This is a genomic window from Klebsiella terrigena, from assembly GCF_006539725.1.
In the GTDB taxonomy this organism is placed as follows: Bacteria; Pseudomonadota; Gammaproteobacteria; order Enterobacterales; family Enterobacteriaceae; genus Klebsiella; species Klebsiella terrigena.
The window spans coordinates 23,878-48,115 of the sequence record NZ_BJNO01000020.1 but is presented as its reverse complement, the minus strand read 5'-3'; the positions used below and the strand labels follow the sequence as shown (position 1 = coordinate 48,115).

The window sequence follows — 24,238 nt, the reverse complement described above, 5'->3', positions numbered from 1 at the left end:
ATACTCCAGTGATTACAGAGAGATGTTCTGTTCGGTCGTCGCATCAAAGAGATGACATTTGTTGAGATCGAACTGGTAATAGACCTTGCGATGCAGCCCTTTTTCGATCATCGGCCTCGCTTCATCGGAAGGGACGCGGGCGGTCAGCTCATAATCGGCGACCTTCATATAGACAAAGAACTCGTGGCCCATATTTTCCACGCGCACCATCTCACCGGAACCGCAGCCTTCGGCGAACGGCTGGTCGGAGATAGAGACGAACTCCGGGCGCACGCCGTAGAACAGCGGCTGGTCCTTGTAGCCTTCGGCTTTGCTCTGCAGGGCATCGTTGAGGGGCAGCAGATCGTCACCGACGTGCATATGCAGGCGGCCGTCGCGCTCAACCAGCTTGCAGGGACGAATGTTCATCTCCGGCGCGCCGATAAAGCCTGCGACAAACATATTCTTTGGCTTGTGGTAGAGATTGTCCGGGGTATCAACCTGCATGATGTGGCCCAGCTTCATTACGCAGATACGGTCGCCCATGGTCATGGCTTCGGTCTGATCGTGGGTAACGTAAACGGTGGTCGCCGGTTTACCGGATTTCTTCAGCTGCTTGTGCAGGTCGGAGATCCGGATGCGCATCGAGGCGCGCAGTTTGGCGTCGAGGTTAGAGAGCGGCTCATCGAACAGGAACACGTCCGGCTTCTTAACGATCGCCCGGCCTACCGCCACGCGCTGGGCCTGACCGCCGGAAAGCTGGCGCGGCAGGCGGTCGAGCAGCTCTTCCAGCTCGAGGATTTTTGCCGCTTCGTTAACCTGGCTCTCAATCTGATCCTTTGGCAGCTTGCTCAGCTTGAGGCCAAAGGCGAGGTTTTCGCGCACCGTCATATGCGGATAGAGCGCGTAGTTCTGGAACACCATCGCAATGCCGCGCGCTTTTGGCGCGAGGTTGTTAACGATTTTCTCCCCGATGCGCACTTCGCCGCCGCTGATGGTTTCGAGACCCGCCAGCATGCGCAGGGTGGTGGATTTGGCGCAGCCGGACGGCCCGACGATCACCATAAACTCCCCGTCAGCGATTTTCAGGTCGATAGCATGTACCGCTTTGAAGCCGTTGGAGTAGACCTTTTCCAGTTTTTTGAAAATAACTTCAGCCATGATATTTCCCTCTTAACCTTTAATTCCGCTGCTGGTGACGCCCTGTACGAAGTAGCGTTGTGCCAGGAAGAATACGATGATGGATGGCAGAATGGAGATGCTCGCCATTGCCAGAATTTCGTTCCATGGAGCGCCTTCCGTGACGTCGATGGACATTTTCAGCGCCAGCGCGATCGGATACTTATCGACGCTATAGACGTAAATCAGCGGACCAATAAAGTCGTTCATTGACCACATAAACTGGAACAGCGCGACCGAGATAATTGCCGGTTTTAAAATCGGCACCACCACGTACCACAGCACCTGGAAGGAGTTGCAGCCGTCAATCTGCGCCGCCTCTTCCATATCGCGCGGCACGCCGCGCAGGAACTGAATCAGCATGAAGACGAAGAACCCCTGAGTGGCGAAGGCCAGCGGCAGGTACAGCGGCAGATAGCTGTTCAGCATCCCCATTTCGCGGAACATCAGGTACTGCGGGATGAGCAGCACGGTGCTCGGCAGCAGCATGGTGGTGATGAGGGTGCCGAACCAGAATTTCTTCCACGGGATCTCGAAGCGGGCAAAGCCGTAGGCCACGATGGTGGAGGAGATAATGGTCAGGATCACCTTCGGAATCACGTACTTGAAGGTATTCAGCATGTAGTGGCCGAAGTTGTATTCCGTCCCGGTCTTCCAGCCGTTGATAAATCCGTCCCAGGTCGCGTGAGCGGGCCACAGGCTGAGGGTGGTGAAGATCTCGTGGTTCGGTTTGAACGACGCCGAGAACATCCACACCAGCGGGTAGAGCATCAGCAGGCCAACGAACAGCAGGATCACATAGCGGATGCTGGCGTTCATTTTTTCCCGCCGCAGCGTTCTGGCAACCTCGCGCTCTGCGATGTCCCGTGCTGCGGAAATTTGTTGGATATCAGCCATTTTTGCCTCCCTTATCGGCGGAGTAGAACACCCAATATTTCGAAGACTTAAAGGCAATAGCGGCAAACACCGCGACGACCAGGAACAGCACCCATGCCAGCGCCGCGCCGTAGCCCATATCGAAGTACTTAAAGGCGGTGTCGTAGATATAGAGTGAGAACAGATAGGTGGAGTAGGTTGGGCCGCCGCCGGTTATCACGTACGGGCCGGTAAACTCCTGGAACGCCTGGGTGGTTTGCATAATGAAGTTGAAGAAGATCACCGGCGTAATCAGCGGCACCGTCACCTTCATAAACATCTGCCACTTCGAGGCGCCGTCGATCATCGCCGCTTCGTACTGCGATTGCGGAACGTTCTGCAGCGCCGCGAGGAAAATCACCATAGCCGAACCGAACTGCCAGACGCGCAGCAGGGTCACCGACATCAACGCCAGCGACGGCTCGCCGAGCCAGTTGACCGGGTCGAAGCCCAGCACGCCGATAAAGCTGTTCAGCAGGCCGTCGATAGCGAACAGCGCGCGCCACAGTACGGCGATGGCGACGGAGCTGCCGAGAATCGACGGAATGTAATAGGCGGTACGGAAGAAACCGATGCCGCGCAGCTTAAAGTTGAGAACAAACGCGATGCCCAGCGCAAAGGCCAGCTTCAGCGGAATGGTTAAAAAGACATAGGCGAAGGTGACGCCCATGGACTTCCAGAAGAGAGAATCTTCGGTCAGCATGTAGCGATAGTTTTCAATGCCGTTAAATACCGGCGGACTCATCAAGTCGTACTCAGTGAAACTGAGGAAGAAAGATGAAACAAAGGGAAAGGCGGTAAAGATTATCAGCCCGATGATATAGGGCGATATCCATGCCAATCCCAGCAGCTTGTTTTCATTCATACATACCTACCTGGCTTACGAGTTTGTAAAACGGATTCGGTTTATACCCGGTGTACTTCACGCTGTGTGCGCTATCCGCGCTGAAAAGCAGCCGGAAAAGTTAATCTGTTGCTGGTGTCTGTGCTGGCGCTTCCTTCCCTGTTGGACCCTGTTTTTGTCATGGTTTGTCACCCGCAGCTCCCTGCTGAGCGTGCACCGGTTCGGCTTTGCTATGCCCGGCGCCTTTAATTTTATAAAACGCCGTTTTAAATTTATTTTATTGCGATTTATTACAGAGTCATTCGATTCATAGCGGAAATGTGATCGGAGTCGAAACGATGTTTCAAAAAATGAGATGGCGGGCGTTTTGTAAGGCTGGTAAGGGCTGGGGAGAGGTGCCGGAAAGGTGACCTGGCGCAGGCGTGCGGTATTTTATTGCCCGGCTAATGATTGTCTTTGTACATATTTTTTAACAAATAATGATGGACGTGAAGGGGGCACGGTGGCGAAAGAGGGGAGCATGCCCGCTCTTCCACCACCACGGCCGGGGAAGATTAGTTTTGCAGAAAATCCTGACGAACGGGCGTAAAGGTATCCAGCAGGGTTCCCGCCTTCAGGCACACGCAGCCGTGCATGATATGCGGCTGCTTGTAGAGCGTGTCGCCGGCGCTGACCACGTGTTTCTCGTCACCGATGGTGAATTCGAACTCGCCTGAAAGCACGTAGGTCAGCTGCTCGTGGGGGTGGTTATGCATCGGCCCAATGGCGCCGGCGTCAAAGTTAACCTCAACCGCCATCATCTTGCCATCGTGCGCCAGAATGCGTCGGGTCACGCCGTTGCCCAGATCGTCGAGGGTGGTCTCTTTATGAAAAATAAACATCCGCGGGTCCTGTAGTTAAGTGAAACAATGTTTCATTTAATTTATATCACAATTTTCTAAAAAGAAACGATCGACGGGAGAAGTGGAAAGTTGATCACAAGTTTGCTTCACTGGGGGAAACCATAAAAGGAGCGAATGATGAAAACGATTGGCCTGTTGGGGGGAATGAGCTGGGAATCGACCATTCCCTATTACCGCCTGATCAATGAAGGGATCAAGGCGCGTCTTGGCGGGCTGCACTCCGCCAGCCTGCTGCTGCATAGCGTTGATTTTCATGAGATTGAAGCCTGTCAGGCCGCCGGAGAATGGGAGCGTGCCGGCGATATGCTGGCCCAGGCGGCGGCGGGGCTGCAGCAGGCGGGCGCCGAAGGTATCGTGCTCTGTACTAACACCATGCACAAAGTGGCGGATGCCATTGAAGCGCGCTGCGGCGTGCCGTTTCTGCATATTGCCGATGCGACCGGGCGGGCGATTGAGAAAAAGGGCATGCGTAACGTCGCCCTGCTGGGCACGCGCTATACCATGGAGCAAACGTTCTATCGCGGCCGCCTGCAGCAGCAGTTTGCGATCGAGACCCTGGTGCCGCCCGCCGACGATCGCCAGCGGATCAACCAGATTATCTTCGATGAGCTCTGTCTCGGCACCTTTAGCGAGGCTTCCCGCGACTACTACCTGCAGGTTATTGAGACGCTGGCGGCGCAGGGCGCGGAAGGCGTTATCTTCGGCTGCACCGAGATTGGCCTGCTGGTGCCCGTAGAAAGCAGCCCGCTGCCGGTATTTGATACCGCGGCCATTCACGCCGCGGACGCGGTGGAGTTTATGCTTTCTTAAGCACCGTATCGAGTGGGCGCTGGATCTGCGCCAGGCTGTGCTGCAGATGGTGAATAAAGGCATCAACCAGCGCCGAACCGGGGCGGTGCAGCGGGCGGATCATGCTGACGGTAAAGGGCACATCGATGCTGAAGCGGCGCACCGCGACGCCGCTTTCGGCATAGTCGAGGGCGGTGAGCGGATTAACCACCGAGATGCCGACGCCCGCGCGCACCATCGCGCAAATCGACGCGGCGCTGTGCGTTTCGACCACCATCCGCCGCTTGACCTGATGTTCAAGGAACAGGGCGTCAAGCAGCTGGCGATAGCTGTCGGTCCGCGACAGGCTGATGTAGTTTTCAGCGTGGAAATCGGCGGGGGTCAAAACCTGCTTCGCGGCGAGCGGATGGTTCTGCGGCAGGACGCAGACCTCATTCAGCGTCAGCAGCGGCGTGCGCTCGGTGCCGGCGGGCGTATGCAGGGTTTCGGTCAGGCCAAGATCGTGGCGCTGGGCGGAGAGCCACTCCTCCAGCAGGGGCGACTCCTGGGGGACAATCTGCAGGCTGACCTCGGGGTAGCGCGCCAGAAACGGCTGCAGCAGCAGCGGTAAAAACGACTGGGAGAATACCGGCAGGCACACCACCGATAGCTCGCCCTGGCGAAACTCGCGCAGGCTTTCCGCCGCGCTGACGATCCTGTCCAGCCCGTACCACGACCGCTGCACCTCTTCAAACAGCCGCAGCCCCTGTACCGTGGGCTGCAGGCGGCCGCGAGCGCGCTCAAAAAGCTTTAACCCCAGCACCTTTTCAAAGCGCGCCAGCTCCCGGCTGACCGTTGGCTGCGAGGTATGCAGCATGCGGGCGGCCTCGGTCAGGTTACCGGTGGTCATCACCGCGTGGAAGATTTCGATATGGCGCAAATTGACGGCGGGCATGGCGGCTCTCGGATGGTGTGGGGTATCCATATCATTTTTGCATAGACTCACGATAAAACGATATTTTTTATTCCCTTCAGGCTATGGCGTAATCATAAAAAAACACGCACAACGTCAACAACGCCGGAGTTCACCATGCCACGCTCGCTTTACGCCACCGATACCGACCTGACCGCAGATAACCTGCTGCGCCTGCCCGCCGAGTTTGGCTGCCCGGTATGGGTCTACGATGCGCAGATTATTCGCCGCCAGATTGCCCAGCTCGGTAAGTTTGACGTGGTGCGCTTTGCGCAGAAGGCCTGCTCAAACATTCATATCCTGCGCCTGATGCGCGAGCAGGGCGTGAAGGTCGATTCCGTGTCGCTTGGCGAGATTGAGCGCGCGCTGGCGGCGGGCTACGATCCGCAGCAGCATCCGGAAGATATCGTCTTTACCGCCGATCTGATCGACGACGCGACCCTGGAGCGGGTGAAGGAGCTGCAGATCCCGGTCAACGCCGGGTCGGTGGATATGCTGAGCCAGCTGGGCGAAGTCTCGCCGGGCCATCGCGTGTGGCTGCGGGTCAATCCGGGTTTCGGTCACGGCCACAGCCAGAAAACCAACACCGGCGGCGAAAACAGCAAGCACGGTATCTGGTATAGCCACCTGCCGGCGGCGCTGGAGGTGATGCGTCGCTATCAGCTGCAGCTGGTGGGGATTCACATGCACATTGGCTCAGGGGTGGATTATGCTCACCTCGAGCAGGTGTGCGGCGCAATGGTGCGTCAGGTGATCGAGTTTGGTCAGGATCTGCAGGCGATCTCCGCCGGCGGCGGCCTGTCGATCCCGTATCGCGAAGGCGAAGAGGCGATCGATACCGATCACTATTACGGCCTGTGGAACGCCGCGCGCGAGCAGGTGGCGAAGCATCTTGGCCATCCGGTGAAGCTGGAGATCGAGCCGGGTCGTTTCCTGGTGGCGGAGTCCGGCGTGCTGGTCTCCCAGGTGCGCAGCGTGAAGGAGATGGGCAGCCGTCACTTCGTGCTGATCGACGCCGGCTTTAACGACCTGATGCGTCCGTCGATGTACGGCAGCTACCACCACATCAGCGCCCTGGCGGCGGACGGTCGCGATCTTAGCGCGGCGCCGATGGTTGAAACCGTGGTCGCCGGACCGCTGTGCGAATCCGGGGACGTCTTTACCCAGCAGGAAGGGGGGAAGGTGGAAACGCGCCTGCTGCCTGACGTGGCGCCGGGCGATTACCTGGTGCTGCACGATACCGGCGCCTACGGCGCGTCGATGTCCTCGAACTACAACAGCCGCCCGCTGCTGCCGGAAGTGCTGTTCGATAACGGCAGCGCGCGGCTGATTCGCCGCCGCCAGACCATTCAGGAGCTGCTGGTCTTAGAGCAGATCTGATCTAAAACCAGGGACCCGTCGTGACCGAGTCGCGCAGCACCAGCGTGCCGGTAAACGGCGGGATCGTTTCGATCGGCTGATGGTTAGCAAGCTTGATCGCCTGATCGATGGCGGTAGTGATCATATTGTCGATGGGCAGATAGACCGTCGACAGGCCCGGCTCCAGCCACTTCGCGCTGGGGGCGTCATCAAAACCAAAGAGCGAAACGTCCTGCGGGATCCGCAGTCCCGCCTGATGCAGCGCTTTCGAGGCGCCGAGCGCCATATCGTCATTACAGGAAAAAAGCGCGCTGAACGGCGTTTTTTCCTCCAGCAGCTCCCGGCACAGCTCGTAGCCGCGGGTCATCGTTGAATCGCCGTATTTTACTTTCTGCGGATCCCACGCAATGCCATTTTTTTTCAGCGCCTTACGGTAACCCTGCAGGCGGGCCTTGCCCGTTGGCGTGTGCATGGGGACCGTCAGGCAGGCTATCTCGCGATGGCCCTGGGCAATCAGATAGTTCACCGCCTGGAATGCGGCATCCTCCTGCTCGAAGAAGACGCAGCGCTCGCGCGCGAGGCTGACGTCGCGGTTAATCACCACCAGCGGCATCTCGATGGAGTCGATAAGCGACATGATCTTCTTTTCGCTCATATGACGGGTGTAGAGGATGATGGCGTCGCACTGGCGATCGGCAAGCATCTGCACCGCTTCTTCTTCGCGCTCCGGCGCATCGTGGCCGTCGGTGACAATCAGCTGCTTTCCCCAGGCTTCGGTCTGGCGCGAGGCCTGCTGCAGCAGACGGCCAAAGTAGAAGCCGTCGAAGGTGGAAACCACCAGTCCGATGCTGTTGCTCGTGCGGTTGGCCAGCGAACGGGCGAGAAAGTTCGGCCGATACCCCAGCTCCTCCATCGCTTTGAATACCTGCTGACGGGTACTCTCTTTTACCTGACCTGTGCCGTTCAACACGCGGGAAACCGTCGCTTTAGAGACGCCTGCGCGAATTGAGACATCCAGCATTGTAGCCATTCATCGATTCCTGATATCACGTGGTGTTTTGCAGTTTATCACAGACATTCAGGGGGATATGACCTCTACGCCGTGCAAAGAACTATCGGGATCACGCTTTTTGCAGGAACTGTGCCACGGTGAAAGCGATGCCGTCAATGCGGTATGCCAATATGATAAATCCCTAAAAATTTGGAATGCCAAATCGGGCGTTGAGATCTGAATCACAGAACTTTTTGCCGCCACTGACTATTTTTTGGTATGCCAAAAGGTGTTCGGCTGTACACCTGGCGCGCAAAAAGCCCTTAAACCTGAGGTATCCTCTATGGCATTGCAGGAAAAACTGATCGACTCACTGGGGAGTTTCGCCACGAAATTCAACAGCTACCGCTACATCATGGCGATAAAGTCCGCCTTTATTACCCTGATGCCGGTGATCATCGTTGGCGCCTTTTCGGTGCTGATCTCAAATATGGTGCTGGATCCGAAGAACGGACTGGCCAGCTTTCAGTCGCTGTCGTTTCTCGCCGCGCTCAAGCCGATTACCAGCGCAATAAACTATGCGACCCTCAACTTCCTCAATATTGGCGCCGTTTTTCTGATCGGCATCGAGCTGGGGCGCATTAACGGCATCAAGAGCCTGTTCCCCGGCCTGCTGGCGGTCATTTGCTTTATCTGCGTCACCCCAACCACCGTTGAGATGATGGTTGACGGCCAGATGCAGGTGGTCAAAGACGTGCTGCTGCGCCAGTTCTCGGACACCCGCAGCCTGTTCCTCGGCATGTTTATCGCCATTCTGTCGGTAGAAATTTACTGCTGGCTGGAGACGCGCAAGGGGCTGAAGATCAGAATGCCGGATACCGTGCCGCCGAACGTGGCGGCGTCGTTTTCGGCGCTGATCCCGGCGATTTTTACCACCACCGCCATCGCCACCTTTGGCTTTATTTTCCATCAGCTGACCGGCATGTACCTGTATGACGCGGTCTATCTGGTGGTGCAGCAGCCGCTGGAGCGCGTGGTGCAAAGCCTGCCGGGGATCCTGCTGCTGATGTTCGTCGCCCAGCTGTTCTGGGTTATCGGTATTCACGGCAATCAGATGATCAAACCGATCCGCGAACCGCTGCTGCTGGGGGCGATCACCGTCAACATGAGCGCCTTTGAGCAGGGAAAAGAGGTGCCGAACATCATCACCATGCCGTTCTGGGACGTCTATATGAGCATCGGCGGCTCGGGGCTGACCATCGGCCTGCTGATTGCGGTCATGATCGCCAGCAAGCGCAAAGAGATGAAAGAGATCGCCAAGCTGTCGATCGGCCCGGGGCTGTTCAATATTAACGAACCGGTGATTTTCGGTATGCCGATCATGCTCAATCCGATCCTCGCGATCCCCTTTATCATCACGCCGCTGGTGACCGGCAGCATCGGCTACTTCGCCACGGCGGCCGGATTTGCCGGAAAAGCGGTGGTGATGGTGCCCTGGACCACGCCGCCGCTGATTAACGCCTGGCTCTCTACCGCCGGTTCGATGGGGGCGGTGGTGACCCAGCTGGTTTGTATCATTACCGCGGTACTGATTTACCTGCCGTTTGTGAAGATTGCCTCCCGCCGCCTGGAAACCGCGCAGCGGCAGGCGGAAAACGCGCAAATAACCGATAACGCCTGAGGATATGATGAGTACAAAAAGGATTGCGATCCCCGACGATTTTATCCTTGGCGCGGCGGCCTCCGCCTGGCAGACCGAGGGCTGGAGCGGCAAGAAAGAGGGCCAGGACTCCTGGCCCGATCTCTGGTACAAACACGATCGCCACGTCTGGCATAACGGCTACGGCCCGGCGGTGGCCACCGATTTTATCAACCGCTTTCGTGAGGACGTCCAGCTAATGAAGCTGGCGGGGCTCACCCACTACCGCACCTCAATCAACTGGTCGCGCTTTCTGACCGACTATGAAAACGTTACGGTTGATGAGGAGTACGCGGCCTACTATGACCGGCTGTTCGACGAGCTGCTGGCGAACGGCATCGAGCCGATGATCTGCCTTGAACACTACGAGCTGCCGGGCTACCTGCTGGAGCAGTACGGCGGCTGGGCGGCCAAAAAGGTCGTTGAGCTGTTCGTCCGCTACGCGGAGAAGGTGTTCGCCCGCTATCATCACAAGGTCACGCGCTGGTTTACCTTCAATGAGCCGATCGTCGTGCAAACCCGCGTCTATCTTGACGCGCTGCGCTGGCCCTACGAGCAGAATACCGGCACGTGGATGCAGTGGAACCACCATAAGGTGCTGGCGACGGCGCAGGTGGTCAGGCTGTTTCGCGATAAGGGCTATCGCGGGACGGTGGGCTGTATTCTCAATCCGGAGGTGACCTACCCGCGCTCAACGGCCGCTCACGACGTGCGCGCCGCCGAGGTTTACGATCTGTTCTACAACCGTATCTTCCTCGACCCGCTGGTCCACGGCGAGTATCCACCCGCGCTATTTGCGCTGCTGGCGCAGCACGACGTCGCCTGGGACTACAGCGCCGAAGAGCTGGCGATTATCCGCGACAATACCGTGGATGAGCTGGGCATTAACCTTTACTACCCGCACCGGGTGAAGGCGCCGTCGCGCGCCTGGCACCCGCAGACGCCGTTCCATCCGGCCTGGTATTACGAACCCTTTGAGCTGCCCGGGCGGCGAATGAACGCCTCTCGCGGCTGGGAAATTTATCCGCGCATTGTCTTTGATATGGCGATGCGGATTAAAAATGATTACCGCAATATTCCGTGGTTTATCGCCGAAAGCGGCATGGGCGTTGAAAATGAAGGCCAGTTTCGCAACGACGAAGGCACCATTGTCGACGAGTACCGCATTCGCTTTATCAGCGAGCATCTCTGGCAGACGCTGCTCGCGCGGGAGGCGGGAGCCAACTGTCACGGCTACATGCTGTGGGCGTTTACCGACAACGTGTCGCCGATGAACGCCTTTAAAAATCGCTACGGGCTGATTGAAATCGATCTGCAGAACGGCCGGGCGCGGCGACCGAAGGCTTCCGCCGGCTGGTTTCGCACGCTGCGCGAAAGCCGCGAGCTGACGCTGGATATCGACGATGAGTTGCGCTAGCCCGGCGTAAATTTTGCTAAGATAGCGCCGATATGGATTCACTCGCAGACAAGGCACAGGTGAGATTGTGGAGAAGGCTATAATTCCGCCGGAAAAGAAACCCTACCAGGAAATTGGTGATGATTTGCGCGCACAGATTGCGCTGGGGCGTTACCCCATTGGGTCGCGGCTGCCGCCGGAACGCAATATCGCTGAAACCTACGGCGTCAGCCGCACCATCGTCCGCGAAGCCCTGCTGATGCTGGAGCTGCAGGGCACGGTCGACATTCGCCAGGGCTCGGGCGTTTACGTGATGCGCATTCCCCACGAGGATGATAGCGAGGAAGAGCAGATGCTGAGCAGCGACGTCGGTCCGTTTGAAATTCTGCAGGCCCGCCAGCTGCTGGAGAGCAATATTGCCGCCTTTGCGGCAAAAATGGCGACGCGTGCCGATATCGACAACCTTAAGCGCATTATCGAGCAGGAGCAGCGGGCGATTGCCGGCAACGACGCCTCTCAGGATAACGCGCGGATGTTTCACCTGGTGCTGGCCGGGGCGACGCAAAACCAGATGCTGCTGGCAACGGTGGAGCGTATCTGGCTGCAGATGGACAGCAGCCCGCTCTGGCAGCAGTTTAACGCGCATATCGCCAGCCGCGCCTATCGCCTGAAGTGGCTCGGCGAGCGGCAGGCGATTCTCGCCGCGCTGCGCCGTCGCGACGTGATGGGCGCCTGGCAGGCGATGTGGCAGCACCTGGAAAATGTTAAAAAAAGCCTGCTGGAGCTGTCGGACGAAGACGCCCCGGACTTTGACGGCTACCTGTTTGAGTCGGTACCGATTTTTCAGGGAAAGCCGGTATGACCATCCTGCCTCTGTACGCCGCGCCGCAGCACGCGCCGCAGGTCACGGAGTGGCTGTGGCAGGCCTTTGGCGGCGAGACGCTGCCGCAGGCGTTTTTTGCCAGCATCGTCGCCCACAGCCAGACGCCGGGCGCGCTGCCGCTGACCTTTATTGCCGTTGAGGGCGAGCTTCTGCTGGGAACGGTGGGGCTCTGGCGCTGCGATCTGATCAGCCGTCAGGACCTGTTTCCGTGGATGGCGGCGCTGTACGTTGCCGAAGCGGCGCGCGGGCAGGGGCTGGCGGGAAAACTACAGCGGCACGTTATCGATTATGCCCGCCTGAGCGGCTATCCGCAGCTGCATCTCTACTCCGCCTGCCGGGATTTTTATGAGCGCTTTGGCTGGCGCTATATCGGCGAGGGCCTCGATTATCCGGCCACCGCCGTGCACCTCTACCGCTACGACCTGTCGTTGTCCGACGGGGCGATCACCGAGTGACGGCGAACCAGCGTCGGGCTGAACAGGTGGGTGATTTCCGGCGGCGGGAGCCTGTCCGCCAGCGCTAGCGCCAGTTCTGCCGCCTGGGTTGCCATGGTCACAATCGGGTAGCGCACCGTGGTCAGCCGCGGGCGAACGTAGCGGGATATCAGCACATCATCAAAGCCAATCAGCGAAATCTCACGCGGCACGTCGATGCCGTTATCGTTCAGCACCCCCATCGCGCCGGCGGCCATCGAGTCGTTGTAGCTGGCAACGGCGGTAAAATTCCTGCCGCGTCCCAGCAGTTCGGTCATCGCCTGCTCGCCGCCGCTTTCATCCGGCTCGGCAAAGGTCACCAGCCGATCGTTGATGGCTATGCCGCTCTCTTTGAGCGCGTCGTAATAGCCCTGCAGACGATCTTCGGCATCCGAAATCGCGTGGTTGGAGCACAGATAGCCGATACGGGTATGGCCCTGCTGGATCAGATGGCGGGTCGCCAGCCAGGCGCCGTAGCGGTCGTCCAGCGCCACGCAGCGCTGCTCGAAGCCGGACAGTATGCGGTTGATAAGCACCATGCCGGGAATTTGCTTCATTAGCCCGGCGAGCTCGTCATCGGGGATCATTTTCGCGTGTACCACCAGCGCCGCGCAGCGGTGGCGAATGAGCTGTTCAATCGCCTGGCGCTCTTTTTGGATGCTGTGGTAGCCGTTGCCAATCAGCAAAAAGTTGCCGGTATTGTAGGCGACCTGCTCGACGGCTTTGACCATGGCGCCGAAAAAGGGATCGGATACGTCGCCCACCACCAGGCCGACGGTTTCCGTTGACTGCTGCGCCAGCGCGCGGGCGTTGGCGTTCGGGTGGTAGTTCAGCGCTTCCATCGCCGTGCTGACGGACTGGCGGGACGCTTCACTGGCTTTCGGGGAGTTGTTGATAACGCGGGATACGGTAGCGACGGACACTCCAGCGAGTCGGGCTACATCCTTAATTGTCGCCATACCTGACCTTTTATAGGGTAAGCGTTTACATTGAGGTTATGTTACGGGAAAGCTCGGCAGATTCAAGGATAAGGGCTAACGGGTTAACGCAAATGTGATGCAGGTTTGCCTTGCTGATGACAAAGTTACACACAGCCGTCGCGGTGAATGAAACGGCAGCGGGTAAATTCACACCTTTGGTTACACTTTGCGATTAGCTGTTGCGAATGTTCGCTGGTTTCCCCGTTCACTGCATTGATATTCTGGTTATCCCAGAGGTATTGATAGGTGGAGTCGACTTCACGTTGACCACTTTAATTACACCAGCCTGCGCAGATGCGCAGGTTTTTTTTTGCCCGTAGCCCATCAGCCCCGGCGGACGGGCGTTTTCATTCTGCGTGTTCCGGGGCGTGTGCCGTTCACGGCTGTTCCGTACGCCCCGACGATGTTCTCTGCGCCCAGCGCGCCACTAAAAATCGGCAGTTGTCGCGCCGCTATCCGCCGCTGTTACAGTTAGCGAAAATGGTAATAACTGGTTGCACTTAGGCTCATTCCCTTGCGTTTTAACGCTGGCGTCGCGGGGCCAAAAAACCGCACAATCAGGGTCCCAGAGGTATTGATAGGTGAGTTTTTTAAGTACGCATTTCGTACTGATTATCTTGCACCGGCCTGCGCAGATGCGCAGGTTTTTTTTATTGTGAAAATTCTCCCCCACACTGCTTTCAAACGCCTTCTCGTGTAACCTTCAATGACTTAATAACCGGTCAGATGGAGTTGTTATGCTTTTGGCATTTTTCAGGCTGCTGTTCAAAGGAATGTACCGGGTCAGGTTGACCGGTGACACGCAGGCTCTGCATGGCAAAAAGGTCCTCATTACCCCGAACCACGTCTCTTTCCTTGACGGGGTCCTGCTGGCGCTGTTTCTTCCCGTTCGCCCGGTCTTTGCGGTGTACGCCTCCATCAGCCAGCGCTGGTTTATGCGCGCGCTGTCGCCGATTATCGACTTTGTTCCCCTCGATCCGACCAAACCGATGTCGATTAAGCACCTCGTACGCCTGATTGAGCAGGGGCGGCCGGTGGTTATCTTCCCGGAAGGGCGCATCTCGGTGAGCGGATCGCTGATGAAAATCTACGATGGGGCCGCGTTCGTTGCCGCGAAGTCGCAGGCCACCATTGTTCCGCTGCGTATCGAAGGCGCCGAGCTGACGCCGTTCAGCCGCCTGAAAGGGCTGGTCAGACGCCGCCCGTTCCCGCGCATCCGCCTCCACCTGCTGCCGCCGACGCATCTGCCGATGCCGGAAGCGCCGCGGGCCCGCGATCGCCGCAAAATTGCCGGCGAAATGCTGCATCAGATAATGATGGAAGCGCGGATGGCGGTGCGTCCGCGGGAGACGCTGTATGAGTCTCTGCTGGCGGCGCAGGACCGTTTCGGCGCGCGGAAAAACTGCGTGGAAGATATTAACTTCCAGCCGGATACCTACCGCAAGCTGCTGACCAAAACGCTGTTTGTCGCGCGAATTCTGGAAAAATACAGCGCGCAGGGCGAAAAAATTGGCCTGATGCTGCCGAACGCCGGGATCAGCGCGGCGGTGATTTTTGGCGCGATAGCGCGCGGGCGTATTCCGGCGATGATGAACTATACCGCCGGGGTAAAAGGCCTGAGCAGCGCGATTACCGCCGCTGAAATCAAAACCGTGTTCACCTCCCGCACCTTCCTCGATAAGGGCAAGCTCTGGCACCTCCCGGAGCAGCTAACCCAGGTGCGCTGGGTATTTCTTGAGGATTTAAAAGGCGACGTCACCACCGCCGACAAGCTGTGGATCTTCAGCCATCTGCTAATGCCGAAGCTGGCGCAGGTGAAGCAGCAGCCGGAAGATGCGGCGATCGTGCTATTTACCTCCGGTTCGGAAGGCCACCCGAAGGGTGTAGTGCATAGCCACAAGAGCATCCTTGCCAACGTCGAGCAGATTAAAACCATCGCCGATTTTACCGCCAACGACCGCTTTATGTCGGCGCTGCCGCTGTTCCACTCCTTTGGCCTGACGGTCGGCCTGTTCACGCCGCTGTTCACCGGAGCGGAAGTGTTTCTCTACCCCAGCCCGCTGCACTACCGCGTGGTGCCGGAGCTGGTGTATGACCGCAACTGCACGGTGCTGTTCGGCACCTCAACGTTCCTCGGGAACTATGCCCGCTTTGCCAACCCCTATGATTTTTATCGTCTACGCTACGTGGTAGCCGGAGCGGAAAAACTCCAGGACAGCACTAAACAGCTGTGGCAGGACAAATTTGGCCTGCGCATCCTCGAAGGCTATGGCGTAACCGAGTGCGCGCCGGTGGTGTCGATTAACGTCCCGATGGCGGCGAAGGTGGGCACCGTTGGGCGGATCCTGCCGGGCATGGACGCGCGCCTGCTGGCGATGCCGGGCATTGAAGAGGGCGGTCGTCTGCAGCTGAAAGGGCCGAACATTATGAACGGCTATCTGCGGGTGGAAAACCCGGGCGTGCTGGAAGCGCCTGGGGCGGAAAACCAGCATGGTGAAATGGAGAGCGGCTGGTACGACACCGGGGATATCGTCACCTTTGACGAGCAGGGATACGTGCGTATTCAGGGGCGCGCGAAGCGCTTTGCTAAGATTGCCGGTGAGATGGTGTCGCTGGAGATGGTTGAGCAGATGGCGCTGGCGGTCTCCCCCGAGCGGATGCACGGGACGGCCATCAGGCAGGATGCCAGCAAAGGCGAGGCCTTAGTGCTTTTCACCACCGATAATGAACTGAATCGCGAAAAGCTGCTGCGCTACGCCCGTGAGCACGGCGTGCCGGAGCTGGCGGTTCCGCGCGACATTCGCTGGCTGAAGCAGCTGCCGGTTCTCGGCAGCGGCAAGCCGGACTTTGTCACCCTTAAAAGTATGGTTGAAGAGACGGAACATTCTGATGAGTGAGTCAGTACACACTAACAATTCGCTGTACTCGAAGGGGATGATGGCGGTTATCTGCGCCCAGTTTTTGTCGGCATTTGGCGATAACGCGCTGCTGTTTGCAACCCTCGCGCTGATGAAGCAGCAGTTCTACCCGGAGTGGAGCCAGCCGGTGATGCAGATGCTGTTTGTGGGCGCTTACATTCTCTTTGCGCCATTTGTCGGGCAGTTTGCCGACAGCTTCGCCAAGGGACGGGTGATGATGGTCGCCAACGGCATGAAGCTGGTTGGCGCCGGCTGTATCTGCTTTGGCGTGAATCCGTTTCTCGGCTATACCCTGGTCGGGATCGGCGCGGCCGCCTACTCCCCGGCGAAGTACGGCATTCTGGGCGAGCTGACCACCGGCGATAAGCTGGTGAAGGCCAACGGCCTGATGGAATCCTCGACCATCGCCGCGATCCTGCTGGGCTCGATGGCGGGCGGCATCCTCGCGGACTGGCACGTGCTGGCGGCGCTGGCCCTCTGCGCGCTGGTCTACGGCGGTGCGGTGGTGGCGAACCTGTGGATCCCCAAACTGCCGGCGGCCCGTCCCGGACAATCATGGCGCTTTACGCCGATGACCCACAGCTTCTTCAGCGCCTGTAAAACGCTGTGGCGCAACGGGGAGACGCGATTTTCGCTGGTGGGAACCAGCCTGTTCTGGGGCGCCGGCGTAACGCTGCGCTTCCTGCTGGTGCTGTGGGTGCCGGTGGCGCTGGGGATTTCTAGCAACGCGATGCCAACCTATCTGAATGCGATGGTGGCGGTGGGGATCGTGCTGGGCGCGGGCGCGGCGGCGAAGCTGGTGACGCTGCAAACGGTCTCCCGCTGCATGCCTGCCGGGATTCTGATTGGCTTCGCGGTGATCTTCTTTACCCTTCAGCATGCGCTTCTGCCGGCGTTTGGTCTGCTGCTGCTGCTCGGCGTGTTCGGCGGCTTCTTTATCGTGCCGCTTAACGCCCTGCTGCAGGAGCGAGGAAAGCATACCGTTGGCGCGGGCAACGCGATAGCGGTGCAAAATCTCGGCGAAAACGTCGCCATGCTGTTGATGCTGGGGTTCTACTCGATGGCGGTCAAGGCGGGCATACCGGTGGTTGGCATCGGGGTTGTCTTTGGCGCGATATTCGCGCTGGCCATCGCCGCCCTGTGGCTTTGGGGACGGCGGCGCTAGCGAGTCTTGCGCTTAGCGGGCTACGGCGTTGTCCCTGCCGTAGCCCGGAGAGGCCGTTTACGGCGCCGGATAGGTATAAACCCGGTGCACCGCTTCAATCTCTGCCAGCACCTCTTCGCTTAACTCAAGATGCAGGCTTTCCACGTTGGTCTTCAGCTGCTCCAGCGAAGTGGCGCCGAGCAGCGTGCTGGCGACAAACGGCTGGCGGCGCACGAAGGCCAGCGCCATTTGGGCCGGATCGAGGTTATGCCGTTTGGCGATATCGACGTATGCCGCGACCGCCAGCTGCGTCTGCTCGCCGCTGTAGCGCGTAAAGCGGCTGAACAGCGTGTTGCGCGCGCCGGCCGGCTTCGCGCCGTTGAGATACTTGCCGGTCAGCGTGCCGAATGCCAGGCAGGAGTAGGCCAGCAGCTCCACGCCTTCATACTGACTCACTTCCGACAGCGCAACTTCATAGCTGCGGTTCACCAGGCTATACGGGTTCTGGACGGTGACGATGCGCGGCAGGTCGTGCTTATCCGCAAGGTGCAGGTAGCGCATCACGCCAAACGCCGTCTCGTTGGAAACGCCGATGTAGCGGATTTTGCCGGCGCGCTGGAATTCGGTGAGCGCTTCCAGGGTATCCAGCAGGGTGACCACCGGCGCGGAGTCGGTCCAGGTGTAGCCCAGCTTGCCGAAGCAGTTGGTCGGGCGCTGCGGCCAGTGAACCTGGTAAAGATCGAGATAATCGGTCTGCAGACGCTTCAGGCTATCGTGCAGCGCGTCGCGGATATTTTTGCGATCCAGGACGTGGTTCGGGCGGATGCTGCTGTCGTTGTTACGCGCAGGGCCGCTGACTTTGGAGGCGATAACCAGCTTTTCGCGGCTGCCGTGTTTCGCCAGCCAGTTGCCGACGTAGGTTTCCGTCAGCCCCTGAGTTTCCGGGCGCGGCGGGACGGGATACATTTCAGCGACGTCAATCAGGTTGATGCCCTGGCTGACAGCGTAGTCGAGCTGTTGGTGAGCGTCGGCCTCGCTATTCTGTTCACCAAAGGTCATAGTGCCCAGCCCCAGCGTGCTGATTTCGAGAGAACTGTGTGGGATACGGTGATACTGCATAGCCGGCTTCCTTTTTTATCGACAAGGTCAGGCTTTCCCCGACAAAGGAGTATCAAAATGGCAGAGGGGAGGAAAAAGAGGAAGTAAAAAGATCAAAAAAGCCGGGCTGGTGGGGTCCGCAGGCTGCTGCAGCGGACGTATCAGGTTTACCCGACTCTTTTCTCAACACCGTGATTTGTTGCAGAGGACGCGTTGCCAGGCGATTGCCGGCAGGCGGTTAGCCGCGGCAATCTTTAGCGCTTAATAATCTGTGAAACGTCGTCACGATTGATCTGCATTTTATTACCCTGCTGATCTTCGTAGCTGATAAGACCGGTATCGTCGTCAACCGCCGGCTTGCCGTCGGTCAAAATCATGCGTCCGTCTTTTGTCGCCATAACGTAATCGCTGCTGCAACCTGAAACCGAGAAGGCCAGTCCTACGGCGGAAATCAACACTGCCCATTTTTTCATCGTTAACACCTCTACTTGATGGTCGCACCTCACACCAGTGTATTAATAGCCTGATTTGTGAGACATAAAAAGCAGTAAAGTCTTAAAAAAGATTGCAGCCCAGGTTTGGGCTGCATTTTTGCGGGCTACAGCGGATTTTTTTTATTACGCAGCAGGTTGAGGCTTTCGACGGCAATCGAGAAGAACATCGCAAAGTAGATGTAGCCTTTCGGGATATGGATACCGAAGCTTTCGAGCATCAGGGTGAAGCCAACCAGAATCAAAAACGCCAGCGCCAGCATTTTCACCGACGGATGGCGGTCAACAAAGTCGCCAATCGAGCGGGCGGCAAACATCATCACCAGCACCGCGATAACCACCGCGGCCATCATGATGAACAGATGGTCCGAGAGCCCAACGGCGGTGATCACCGAATCGAGGCTGAAAATGATATCCAGCAGCATAATCTGCACGATGGCGCCCATAAACGAGTGGACGTTGGTCTTCGGACCTTCCTCTTCCCCCTCGATCGATTCGTGGATCTCTTTACTGGCCTTCCAGATAAGGAACAGCCCACCGAGCAGCAGGATCAGATCGCGGAAGGAGATGTCGTGGCCGAACGCGCTAAACAGCGGGTTGGTCAGCTTAACGACCCAGGCGATGGAGGCCAGCAGCCCAAGGCGCATCAGCATTGCGCCCATCAACCCGATGCGTCGCGCGTGGGCGCGCTGGGCGGTGGGCAGTTTGGCAACAACCAGAGAGAGAAAAATAATATTATCGATCCCGAGTACGATTTCCAGCAGCGTCAGCGTACCCAGCGCCAGCCAGGCGTTAGGATCGGTTATCCATGCAAATAACATTGTTCAAAGTCCTGCAAAAAAGAAAGTCGCAATTATATGCAACCCGGCGGGCAGAACAAAAAATTAATCGTGGTTAAGCAGAAAATGACGGGCCAGCAGGGCGGCGGTAAAGTTTTTCTTCAGGTAGAAACCGCGCGGCAGGGTGAGGATCGGTTCGCCGTGCGCGCCGATAGCCTCGGTTAAGGCTTTACTGTTGGCGGCTTTCGGGCGCAGCTGCAGCACTTCGCCGTGGCGGGCGGTAATGCGTTCGACCTGGCCCAGGACGATCAGATCCATTAACTCTTCCCAGTCCATCCGCAGCTGACGATCCTCTTCTTCGCTGGGGGTCCAGAGCAGCGGCGCCCCGACCCGACGCTGGGCGAGCGGGATCGCGCGATCGCCCTCTACCGGCACCCACAGCACGCGCTTGAGCTTATGGCGAACGTGGCTGCTCTCCCAGGTGACGCCGCTGTTGCCGGTGAGCGGAGCGACGCAGACAAAGGTGGTTTCCAGCGGCCGTCCCTGAGCGTCGACGGGGATCGTTTTCAGCTCGACGCCCAGCGCGGCGAAATCCTGCTCGGGCTTACTTCCGGCGCTGGCGCCCAGCCAAATCTCCAGCAGGATGCCCGTCCAGCCTTTATCGCGCTTCAGATCGCGCGGAATCGGAATCCCCGCCAGCGCGGCCAGCTCGCCCAGCGAATAGCCCGCCAGCCGCTGGGCCTGGGCTAAAAGCTGCTGCTGGGTTTGCGGCGGTGCAAGCAGGGGCGAGAGGGCTGGCATAAGATGAAACCTCTGGTTAAAAAATGAGCGCTATTTTTGTGCGTTGTGGATAGAGTTTACCTTTTCCTGGGTAAGTATGACAATTTGATGATTCATATGACTTTTTTTTTGCTTTTTTGCCGCTAAAAAAATTACCGCAGCGGGTTTTCCAGAACTGGTCACTGGCAATGAACAGGATCTTACACCATGTTATCCACAGAAAAGTGGGATAACTGGGGAAAAGCCTCACTACTGTTTCCATTTACAGCCTTGACGTGCGACGAAAATCGAATTTTTAGACAAAATATGCCCGATGAGCTGGCGTAATCTGTGGATAAAACCGACATTGTTCGATCTTTCATCAGTTCCAGGATCGCATGTGTGATGATCATCACGTTATGCTGTAATTTATGAAAATAATACATTCTAACTTAATGAATACAATGCCATTATTAAATATGGCTACAGGTAAGCGCTTCGGACTACTCCGGGTTTTCCCTGGGTAATTCCATACTTCTTCACAACTCTATCCACAGAAAAAGTGAATAAAATGGCGCTGCGATGGCTGACGCTGTTTATAACTCTGCTGATAACTGTGAGTTATTCAAATGTTATTCGTGAGCCGTGTGGCAACAGAGTGGTTTACCGTTTCCAGCGAGTGTGAAACAATCGTTCACATTGAAGATTATTTTGAGGTAGTCCGGTGATTGATGACGATGGCTACCGCCCAAATGTCGGTATTGTAATCTGTAATCGCCAGGGCCAGGTTATGTGGGCCAGACGCTATGGCCAGCACTCGTGGCAGTTCCCGCAAGGGGGCATTAATCCAGGAGAATCAGCCGAGCAGGCAATGTATCGGGAATTGTTTGAAGAGGTTGGGCTAAGTCGTAAAGATGTCCGCATTCTGGCCTCTACCCGTAACTGGTTGCGTTACAAATTGCCTAAACGTTTGGTGCGTTGGGACACGAAGCCGGTTTGTATCGGCCAGAAACAGAAGTGGTTTCTTCTGCAGTTGATCGGCAGCGATGCGGAAGTCAATATGCAAACCAGCAGCACGCCCGAGTTCGACGGCTGGCGCTGGGTAAGCTACTGGTATCCGGTTCGTCAGGTGGTATCGTTTAAGCGCGACGTTTACCGCCGGGTGATGAAAGAGTTCGCCAGCGTCACCATGTCGCTGGCCGAAACCGCACCTAAGCCGCAAAGCGCGCCTGCATATCGACGTAAAAGAGGTTAAGCCACGCACATTATGCTCACTCGGTTACGAGAAATCGTCGAGAAGGTCGCGAGTGCGCCGCGTTTAAACGAGGCGCTGGATATCCTGGTCACGGATATCTGCAAAGCGATGGAAACGGAAGTCTGCTCGGTTTATCTGGCCGATCACGACCGACGCTGCTATTACCTGATGGCGACTCGCGGGCTGAAAAAACCTCGCGGGCGCACCGTTGCGCTTGCTTTTGACGAAGGCCTCGTCGGCCTCGTCGGGCGCCTTGCCGAGCCCATCAACCTTGCCGATGCGCATAAACACCCCAGCTTTAAATACATTCCGGCCGTAAAAGAGGACCGCTTCCGCGCTTTTCTTGGCGTGCCGATTATCCAGCGCCGTCAGCTGCTGGGCGTGCTGGTGGTGCAGCAGCGCGAGCTGCGTCAGTTTGATGAAAGCGAGGAGTCCTTCCTCGTAACCCTGGCGACGCAGATGGCCGCCATTCTCTCCCAGTCGCAGCTGACCGCGCTATTTGGCCAGTATCGCCAGACGCGGATCCGCGCGCTGCCCGCCTCATCGGGGGTGGCAATCGCCGAAGGCTGGATGGACGTCAGCCTGCCGCTGATGGAGCAGGTGTACGAAGCCTCGACGCTGGACACGGCTTCCGAACGCGAGCGCCTGACCGGCGCGCTGGAAGAGGCGGCCAGTGAGTTTCGTCGCTACAGCAAGCGCTACGCCGCCGGGGCGCAAAAAGAGACGTCGGCTATCTTCGACCTCTATTCCCACCTGCTTTCAGACGCGCGCCTGCGCCGCGAACTCTTTGCGGAAGTCGACAAAGGGGCCGTCGCCGAGTGGGCGGTGAAAAAAATTATCGAGAAGTTCGCCGAGCAGTTTGCGGCGCTCAGCGACGGCTATCTTAAAGAGCGGGCCGGCGATCTGCGCACGCTCGGCCAGCGGCTGCTGTTTCATCTTGACGACACCACCCAGGGGCCAAACACCTGGCCGGAGCGGATCGTTCTGGTCGCCGACGAACTCTCGGCGACGACGCTGGCGGAGGTCCCTCAGGACAGGCTGGTAGGCGTTGTCGTGCGGGACGGGGCGGCAAACTCGCATGCCGCCATCATGGTGCGCGCGCTGGGGATCCCGACGGTAATGGGAGCCGATATTCAGCCTTCACTGCTGCATGGCCACACCCTGGTGGTGGACGGCTACCGCGGCGAGCTGCTGGTCGACCCGGAACCGGCGCTGCTGAAAGAGTATCAGCGCCTGATCAGCGAAGAGAACGAGCTCAGCCGCCTGGCGGAAGACGATCTTGAGCGCGCCTCCGAGCTGAAAAGCGGCGAGCGGGTGAAGGTCATGCTGAACGCCGGCCTGAGCCTCGGCCATGAAGAGAAGCTCGGCGGCTTTATTGACGGTATCGGCCTGTACCGCACTGAAATTCCCTTTATGCTGCAGAGCGGCTTTCCGTCGGAAGAGGAGCAGGTTGCCCAGTATCAGGGCATGCTGCAGATGTTTAACGAGAAGCCGGTTACGCTGCGCACCCTCGACATCGGCGCCGACAAGCAGCTGCCCTATATGCCGATCAGCGAAGAGAATCCGTGCCTCGGCTGGCGCGGGATCCGCATCACGCTCGATCAGCCGGAGATCTTCCTTATTCAGGTGCGGGCGATGCTGCGCGCGAATGCCGCCACCGGCAACCTCAGCATTTTGCTGCCGATGATCACCAGCCTCGATGAGGTCGACGAGGCGCGCCGTTTGATCGACCGCGCCAGCCGCGAAGTTGAAGAGATGATTGGCTACGCCATTCCGCGCCCGCGCATCGGCGTGATGCTGGAAGTGCCGTCGATGGTCTTCATGCTGGCGCAGCTCGCCAGCCGCGTCGATTTTATCTCCGTCGGCACCAATGACCTGACGCAGTACATCCTCGCCGTCGATCGCAACAATACCCGGGTGGCGAATATGTACGACAGCCTGCATCCGGCGGTGCTGCGGGCGCTGGCGATGATTGCCCGCGACGCCGAACGTTTCGGCATCGACCTGCGGCTTTGTGGCGAAATGGCCGGGGATCCGATGTGCGTCACCATTCTGATTGGCCTTGGCTATCGCCACCTGTCGATGAACGGCCGGTCGGTAGCAAGGGTCAAATACCTGCTGCGCCGCATTGACATCGAAGAGGCCCAGGAGCTTTCCCGGCGTAGCCTGGAGGCGCAGATGACGACGGAGGTTCGCCATCAGGTTGCGGCCTTTATGGAGCGTCGAGGGCTGGGCGGCCTGATCCGCGGCGGCCGCTAGTTCTGCCAGGGCGCCTGTGCCGCTGTTCGCTCATTCCCGGCCCGAAGGGGCGCCGCGCGCCGCCTGCCGGGAATGTACCGCCGCTTATTCGCATTCGTATACATATCTTTTACATGCCCGGCGCGGATCGCGCCTGGCGCTTATGCTATCATTCGCAACCTTTGGAGCGCCCGTTTTCTACGAGTGCGCAAGAT

General features: G+C 58.2%; 21 protein-coding genes. 10 read left to right on the top strand and 11 right to left on the bottom strand.

All coding sequences use genetic code 11. The features are described from left to right. Positions 1–12: 12 nt before the first annotated feature. The 4 genes from RTE01_RS19825 to RTE01_RS19810 form a co-directional block, all read right to left on the bottom strand. Entirely contained in the window at positions 13–1,140 is a 1,128-nt protein-coding gene (locus RTE01_RS19825; protein ID WP_041147053.1) for an ABC transporter ATP-binding protein, read from the bottom strand. Between the two features lie 12 nt (positions 1,141–1,152). Beyond that, positions 1,153–2,055 carry a carbohydrate ABC transporter permease gene (locus RTE01_RS19820; protein ID WP_041147052.1) on the bottom strand — a complete coding sequence of 301 codons (903 nt, stop codon included), beginning with the start codon at positions 2,053–2,055 and terminating at the stop codon, positions 1,153–1,155. Next, positions 2,048–2,938, bottom strand: coding sequence for a carbohydrate ABC transporter permease (locus RTE01_RS19815; protein ID WP_041147051.1), 891 nt, complete (start codon positions 2,936–2,938; stop codon positions 2,048–2,050). The genes RTE01_RS19820 and RTE01_RS19815 overlap by 8 nt, the downstream gene beginning before the upstream one ends. A gap of 533 nt (positions 2,939–3,471) precedes the next feature. Continuing rightward, positions 3,472–3,798: a cupin domain-containing protein gene (locus RTE01_RS19810; protein ID WP_041147050.1), complete on the bottom strand. Its 327-nt coding sequence runs from the start codon at positions 3,796–3,798 to the stop codon at positions 3,472–3,474. A 138-nt stretch (positions 3,799–3,936) separates the two neighbouring features. Here RTE01_RS19810 and RTE01_RS19805 point away from each other — a divergent pair, with 138 nt between their 5' ends. Continuing rightward, the gene (locus RTE01_RS19805; protein WP_141335293.1) at positions 3,937–4,629 is read left to right on the top strand and encodes an aspartate/glutamate racemase; all 693 of its coding nucleotides are present in this window, start codon (positions 3,937–3,939) and stop codon (positions 4,627–4,629) included. On the opposite strand, the gene RTE01_RS19800 is transcribed toward RTE01_RS19805, so the two are convergent. Further along, positions 4,616–5,542 (bottom strand): LysR family transcriptional regulator, encoded by a 927-nt coding sequence (locus RTE01_RS19800; RefSeq protein WP_041147048.1) that lies wholly within the window; start codon positions 5,540–5,542, stop codon positions 4,616–4,618. The two genes, RTE01_RS19805 and RTE01_RS19800, sit on opposite strands and share 14 nt — an antisense overlap. 135 nt (positions 5,543–5,677) lie before the next feature. Between RTE01_RS19800 and lysA the strand changes: the two genes are divergently transcribed. Then, positions 5,678–6,940, top strand: a complete 1,263-nt coding sequence (lysA, locus tag RTE01_RS19795) for a diaminopimelate decarboxylase (protein ID WP_041147047.1) — start codon at positions 5,678–5,680, stop codon at positions 6,938–6,940. A 1-nt stretch (position 6,941) separates the two neighbouring features. Here lysA and RTE01_RS19790 read toward each other — a convergent pair whose 3' ends face one another. Next, the gene (locus RTE01_RS19790; protein WP_166793789.1) at positions 6,942–7,940 is read right to left on the bottom strand and encodes a LacI family DNA-binding transcriptional regulator; all 999 of its coding nucleotides are present in this window, start codon (positions 7,938–7,940) and stop codon (positions 6,942–6,944) included. Positions 7,941–8,253: 313 nt separating this feature from the next. On the opposite strand from RTE01_RS19790, the gene RTE01_RS19785 reads away from it, so the two are divergent. From RTE01_RS19785 to RTE01_RS19770, 4 genes are all read left to right on the top strand, one after another. Then, positions 8,254–9,591 (top strand): PTS sugar transporter subunit IIC, encoded by a 1,338-nt coding sequence (locus RTE01_RS19785; RefSeq protein WP_041147045.1) that lies wholly within the window; start codon positions 8,254–8,256, stop codon positions 9,589–9,591. Between the two features lie 7 nt (positions 9,592–9,598). Further along, positions 9,599–11,026: a glycoside hydrolase family 1 protein gene (locus RTE01_RS19780; protein WP_041147732.1), complete on the top strand. Its 1,428-nt coding sequence runs from the start codon at positions 9,599–9,601 to the stop codon at positions 11,024–11,026. A gap of 67 nt (positions 11,027–11,093) precedes the next feature. Beyond that, entirely contained in the window at positions 11,094–11,867 is a 774-nt protein-coding gene (locus RTE01_RS19775; protein WP_134527592.1) for a GntR family transcriptional regulator, read from the top strand. Next, the gene (locus tag RTE01_RS19770) at positions 11,864–12,343 is read left to right on the top strand and encodes a GNAT family N-acetyltransferase (RefSeq protein WP_076945946.1); all 480 of its coding nucleotides are present in this window, start codon (positions 11,864–11,866) and stop codon (positions 12,341–12,343) included. Before RTE01_RS19775 ends, RTE01_RS19770 begins: the two co-directional genes overlap by 4 nt. On the opposite strand, the gene galR is transcribed toward RTE01_RS19770, so the two are convergent. Beyond that, positions 12,304–13,320 (bottom strand): HTH-type transcriptional regulator GalR, encoded by a 1,017-nt coding sequence (gene galR / locus RTE01_RS19765; protein ID WP_041147042.1) that lies wholly within the window; start codon positions 13,318–13,320, stop codon positions 12,304–12,306. The two genes, RTE01_RS19770 and galR, sit on opposite strands and share 40 nt — an antisense overlap. Positions 13,321–14,078: 758 nt before the next feature. Here galR and aas point away from each other — a divergent pair. Both aas and lplT read left to right on the top strand, forming a co-directional pair. Next, the gene (gene aas / locus RTE01_RS19760) at positions 14,079–16,238 is read left to right on the top strand and encodes a bifunctional acyl-ACP--phospholipid O-acyltransferase/long-chain-fatty-acid--ACP ligase (RefSeq protein WP_041147041.1); all 2,160 of its coding nucleotides are present in this window, start codon (positions 14,079–14,081) and stop codon (positions 16,236–16,238) included. Beyond that, positions 16,231–17,424, top strand: a complete 1,194-nt coding sequence (lplT, locus tag RTE01_RS19755) for a lysophospholipid transporter LplT (protein WP_134527589.1) — start codon at positions 16,231–16,233, stop codon at positions 17,422–17,424. Before aas ends, lplT begins: the two co-directional genes overlap by 8 nt. A gap of 57 nt (positions 17,425–17,481) precedes the next feature. Here the strand turns inward: lplT and RTE01_RS19750 are convergent, their stop codons facing one another. From RTE01_RS19750 to mutH, 4 genes are all read right to left on the bottom strand, one after another. After that, the gene (locus tag RTE01_RS19750) at positions 17,482–18,522 is read right to left on the bottom strand and encodes an NADP(H)-dependent aldo-keto reductase (protein WP_041147039.1); all 1,041 of its coding nucleotides are present in this window, start codon (positions 18,520–18,522) and stop codon (positions 17,482–17,484) included. A gap of 233 nt (positions 18,523–18,755) precedes the next feature. Continuing rightward, positions 18,756–18,974 (bottom strand): YgdI/YgdR family lipoprotein, encoded by a 219-nt coding sequence (locus RTE01_RS19745; protein ID WP_004867116.1) that lies wholly within the window; start codon positions 18,972–18,974, stop codon positions 18,756–18,758. A 125-nt stretch (positions 18,975–19,099) separates the two neighbouring features. Then, complete coding sequence (locus RTE01_RS19740) at positions 19,100–19,813, bottom strand: TerC family protein (RefSeq protein ID WP_041147038.1); 714 nt, start codon at positions 19,811–19,813, stop codon at positions 19,100–19,102. 63 nt (positions 19,814–19,876) lie between these two features. Further along, the gene (gene mutH, locus RTE01_RS19735) at positions 19,877–20,572 is read right to left on the bottom strand and encodes a DNA mismatch repair endonuclease MutH (protein WP_076945949.1); all 696 of its coding nucleotides are present in this window, start codon (positions 20,570–20,572) and stop codon (positions 19,877–19,879) included. 682 nt (positions 20,573–21,254) lie between these two features. Here mutH and rppH point away from each other — a divergent pair. Both rppH and ptsP read left to right on the top strand, forming a co-directional pair. After that, the gene (rppH, locus tag RTE01_RS19720) at positions 21,255–21,785 is read left to right on the top strand and encodes an RNA pyrophosphohydrolase (protein WP_041147036.1); all 531 of its coding nucleotides are present in this window, start codon (positions 21,255–21,257) and stop codon (positions 21,783–21,785) included. A 12-nt stretch (positions 21,786–21,797) separates the two neighbouring features. Further along, positions 21,798–24,044, top strand: a complete 2,247-nt coding sequence (ptsP, locus tag RTE01_RS19715; protein ID WP_041147035.1) for a phosphoenolpyruvate--protein phosphotransferase — start codon at positions 21,798–21,800, stop codon at positions 24,042–24,044. Positions 24,045–24,238: the final 194 nt, after the last annotated feature.

Coding starts and splice junctions, on each gene's coding strand:
- RTE01_RS19825 (WP_041147053.1), bottom strand. CDS start 1,140: ATGGCTGAAGTTATTTTCAAAAAACTGGAAAAGGTCTACTCCAACGGC.
- RTE01_RS19820 (WP_041147052.1), bottom strand. CDS start 2,055: ATGGCTGATATCCAACAAATTTCCGCAGCACGGGACATCGCAGAGCGC.
- RTE01_RS19815 (WP_041147051.1), bottom strand. CDS start 2,938: ATGAATGAAAACAAGCTGCTGGGATTGGCATGGATATCGCCCTATATC.
- RTE01_RS19810 (WP_041147050.1), bottom strand. CDS start 3,798: ATGTTTATTTTTCATAAAGAGACCACCCTCGACGATCTGGGCAACGGC.
- RTE01_RS19805 (WP_141335293.1), top strand. CDS start 3,937: ATGAAAACGATTGGCCTGTTGGGGGGAATGAGCTGGGAATCGACCATT.
- RTE01_RS19800 (WP_041147048.1), bottom strand. CDS start 5,542: ATGCCCGCCGTCAATTTGCGCCATATCGAAATCTTCCACGCGGTGATG.
- lysA (WP_041147047.1), top strand. CDS start 5,678: ATGCCACGCTCGCTTTACGCCACCGATACCGACCTGACCGCAGATAAC.
- RTE01_RS19790 (WP_166793789.1), bottom strand. CDS start 7,940: ATGCTGGATGTCTCAATTCGCGCAGGCGTCTCTAAAGCGACGGTTTCC.
- RTE01_RS19785 (WP_041147045.1), top strand. CDS start 8,254: ATGGCATTGCAGGAAAAACTGATCGACTCACTGGGGAGTTTCGCCACG.
- RTE01_RS19780 (WP_041147732.1), top strand. CDS start 9,599: ATGAGTACAAAAAGGATTGCGATCCCCGACGATTTTATCCTTGGCGCG.
- RTE01_RS19770 (WP_076945946.1), top strand. CDS start 11,864: ATGACCATCCTGCCTCTGTACGCCGCGCCGCAGCACGCGCCGCAGGTC.
- galR (WP_041147042.1), bottom strand. CDS start 13,320: ATGGCGACAATTAAGGATGTAGCCCGACTCGCTGGAGTGTCCGTCGCT.
- aas (WP_041147041.1), top strand. CDS start 14,079: ATGCTTTTGGCATTTTTCAGGCTGCTGTTCAAAGGAATGTACCGGGTC.
- lplT (WP_134527589.1), top strand. CDS start 16,231: ATGAGTGAGTCAGTACACACTAACAATTCGCTGTACTCGAAGGGGATG.
- RTE01_RS19750 (WP_041147039.1), bottom strand. CDS start 18,522: ATGCAGTATCACCGTATCCCACACAGTTCTCTCGAAATCAGCACGCTG.
- RTE01_RS19745 (WP_004867116.1), bottom strand. CDS start 18,974: ATGAAAAAATGGGCAGTGTTGATTTCCGCCGTAGGACTGGCCTTCTCG.
- RTE01_RS19740 (WP_041147038.1), bottom strand. CDS start 19,813: ATGTTATTTGCATGGATAACCGATCCTAACGCCTGGCTGGCGCTGGGT.
- mutH (WP_076945949.1), bottom strand. CDS start 20,572: ATGCCAGCCCTCTCGCCCCTGCTTGCACCGCCGCAAACCCAGCAGCAG.
- ptsP (WP_041147035.1), top strand. CDS start 21,798: ATGCTCACTCGGTTACGAGAAATCGTCGAGAAGGTCGCGAGTGCGCCG.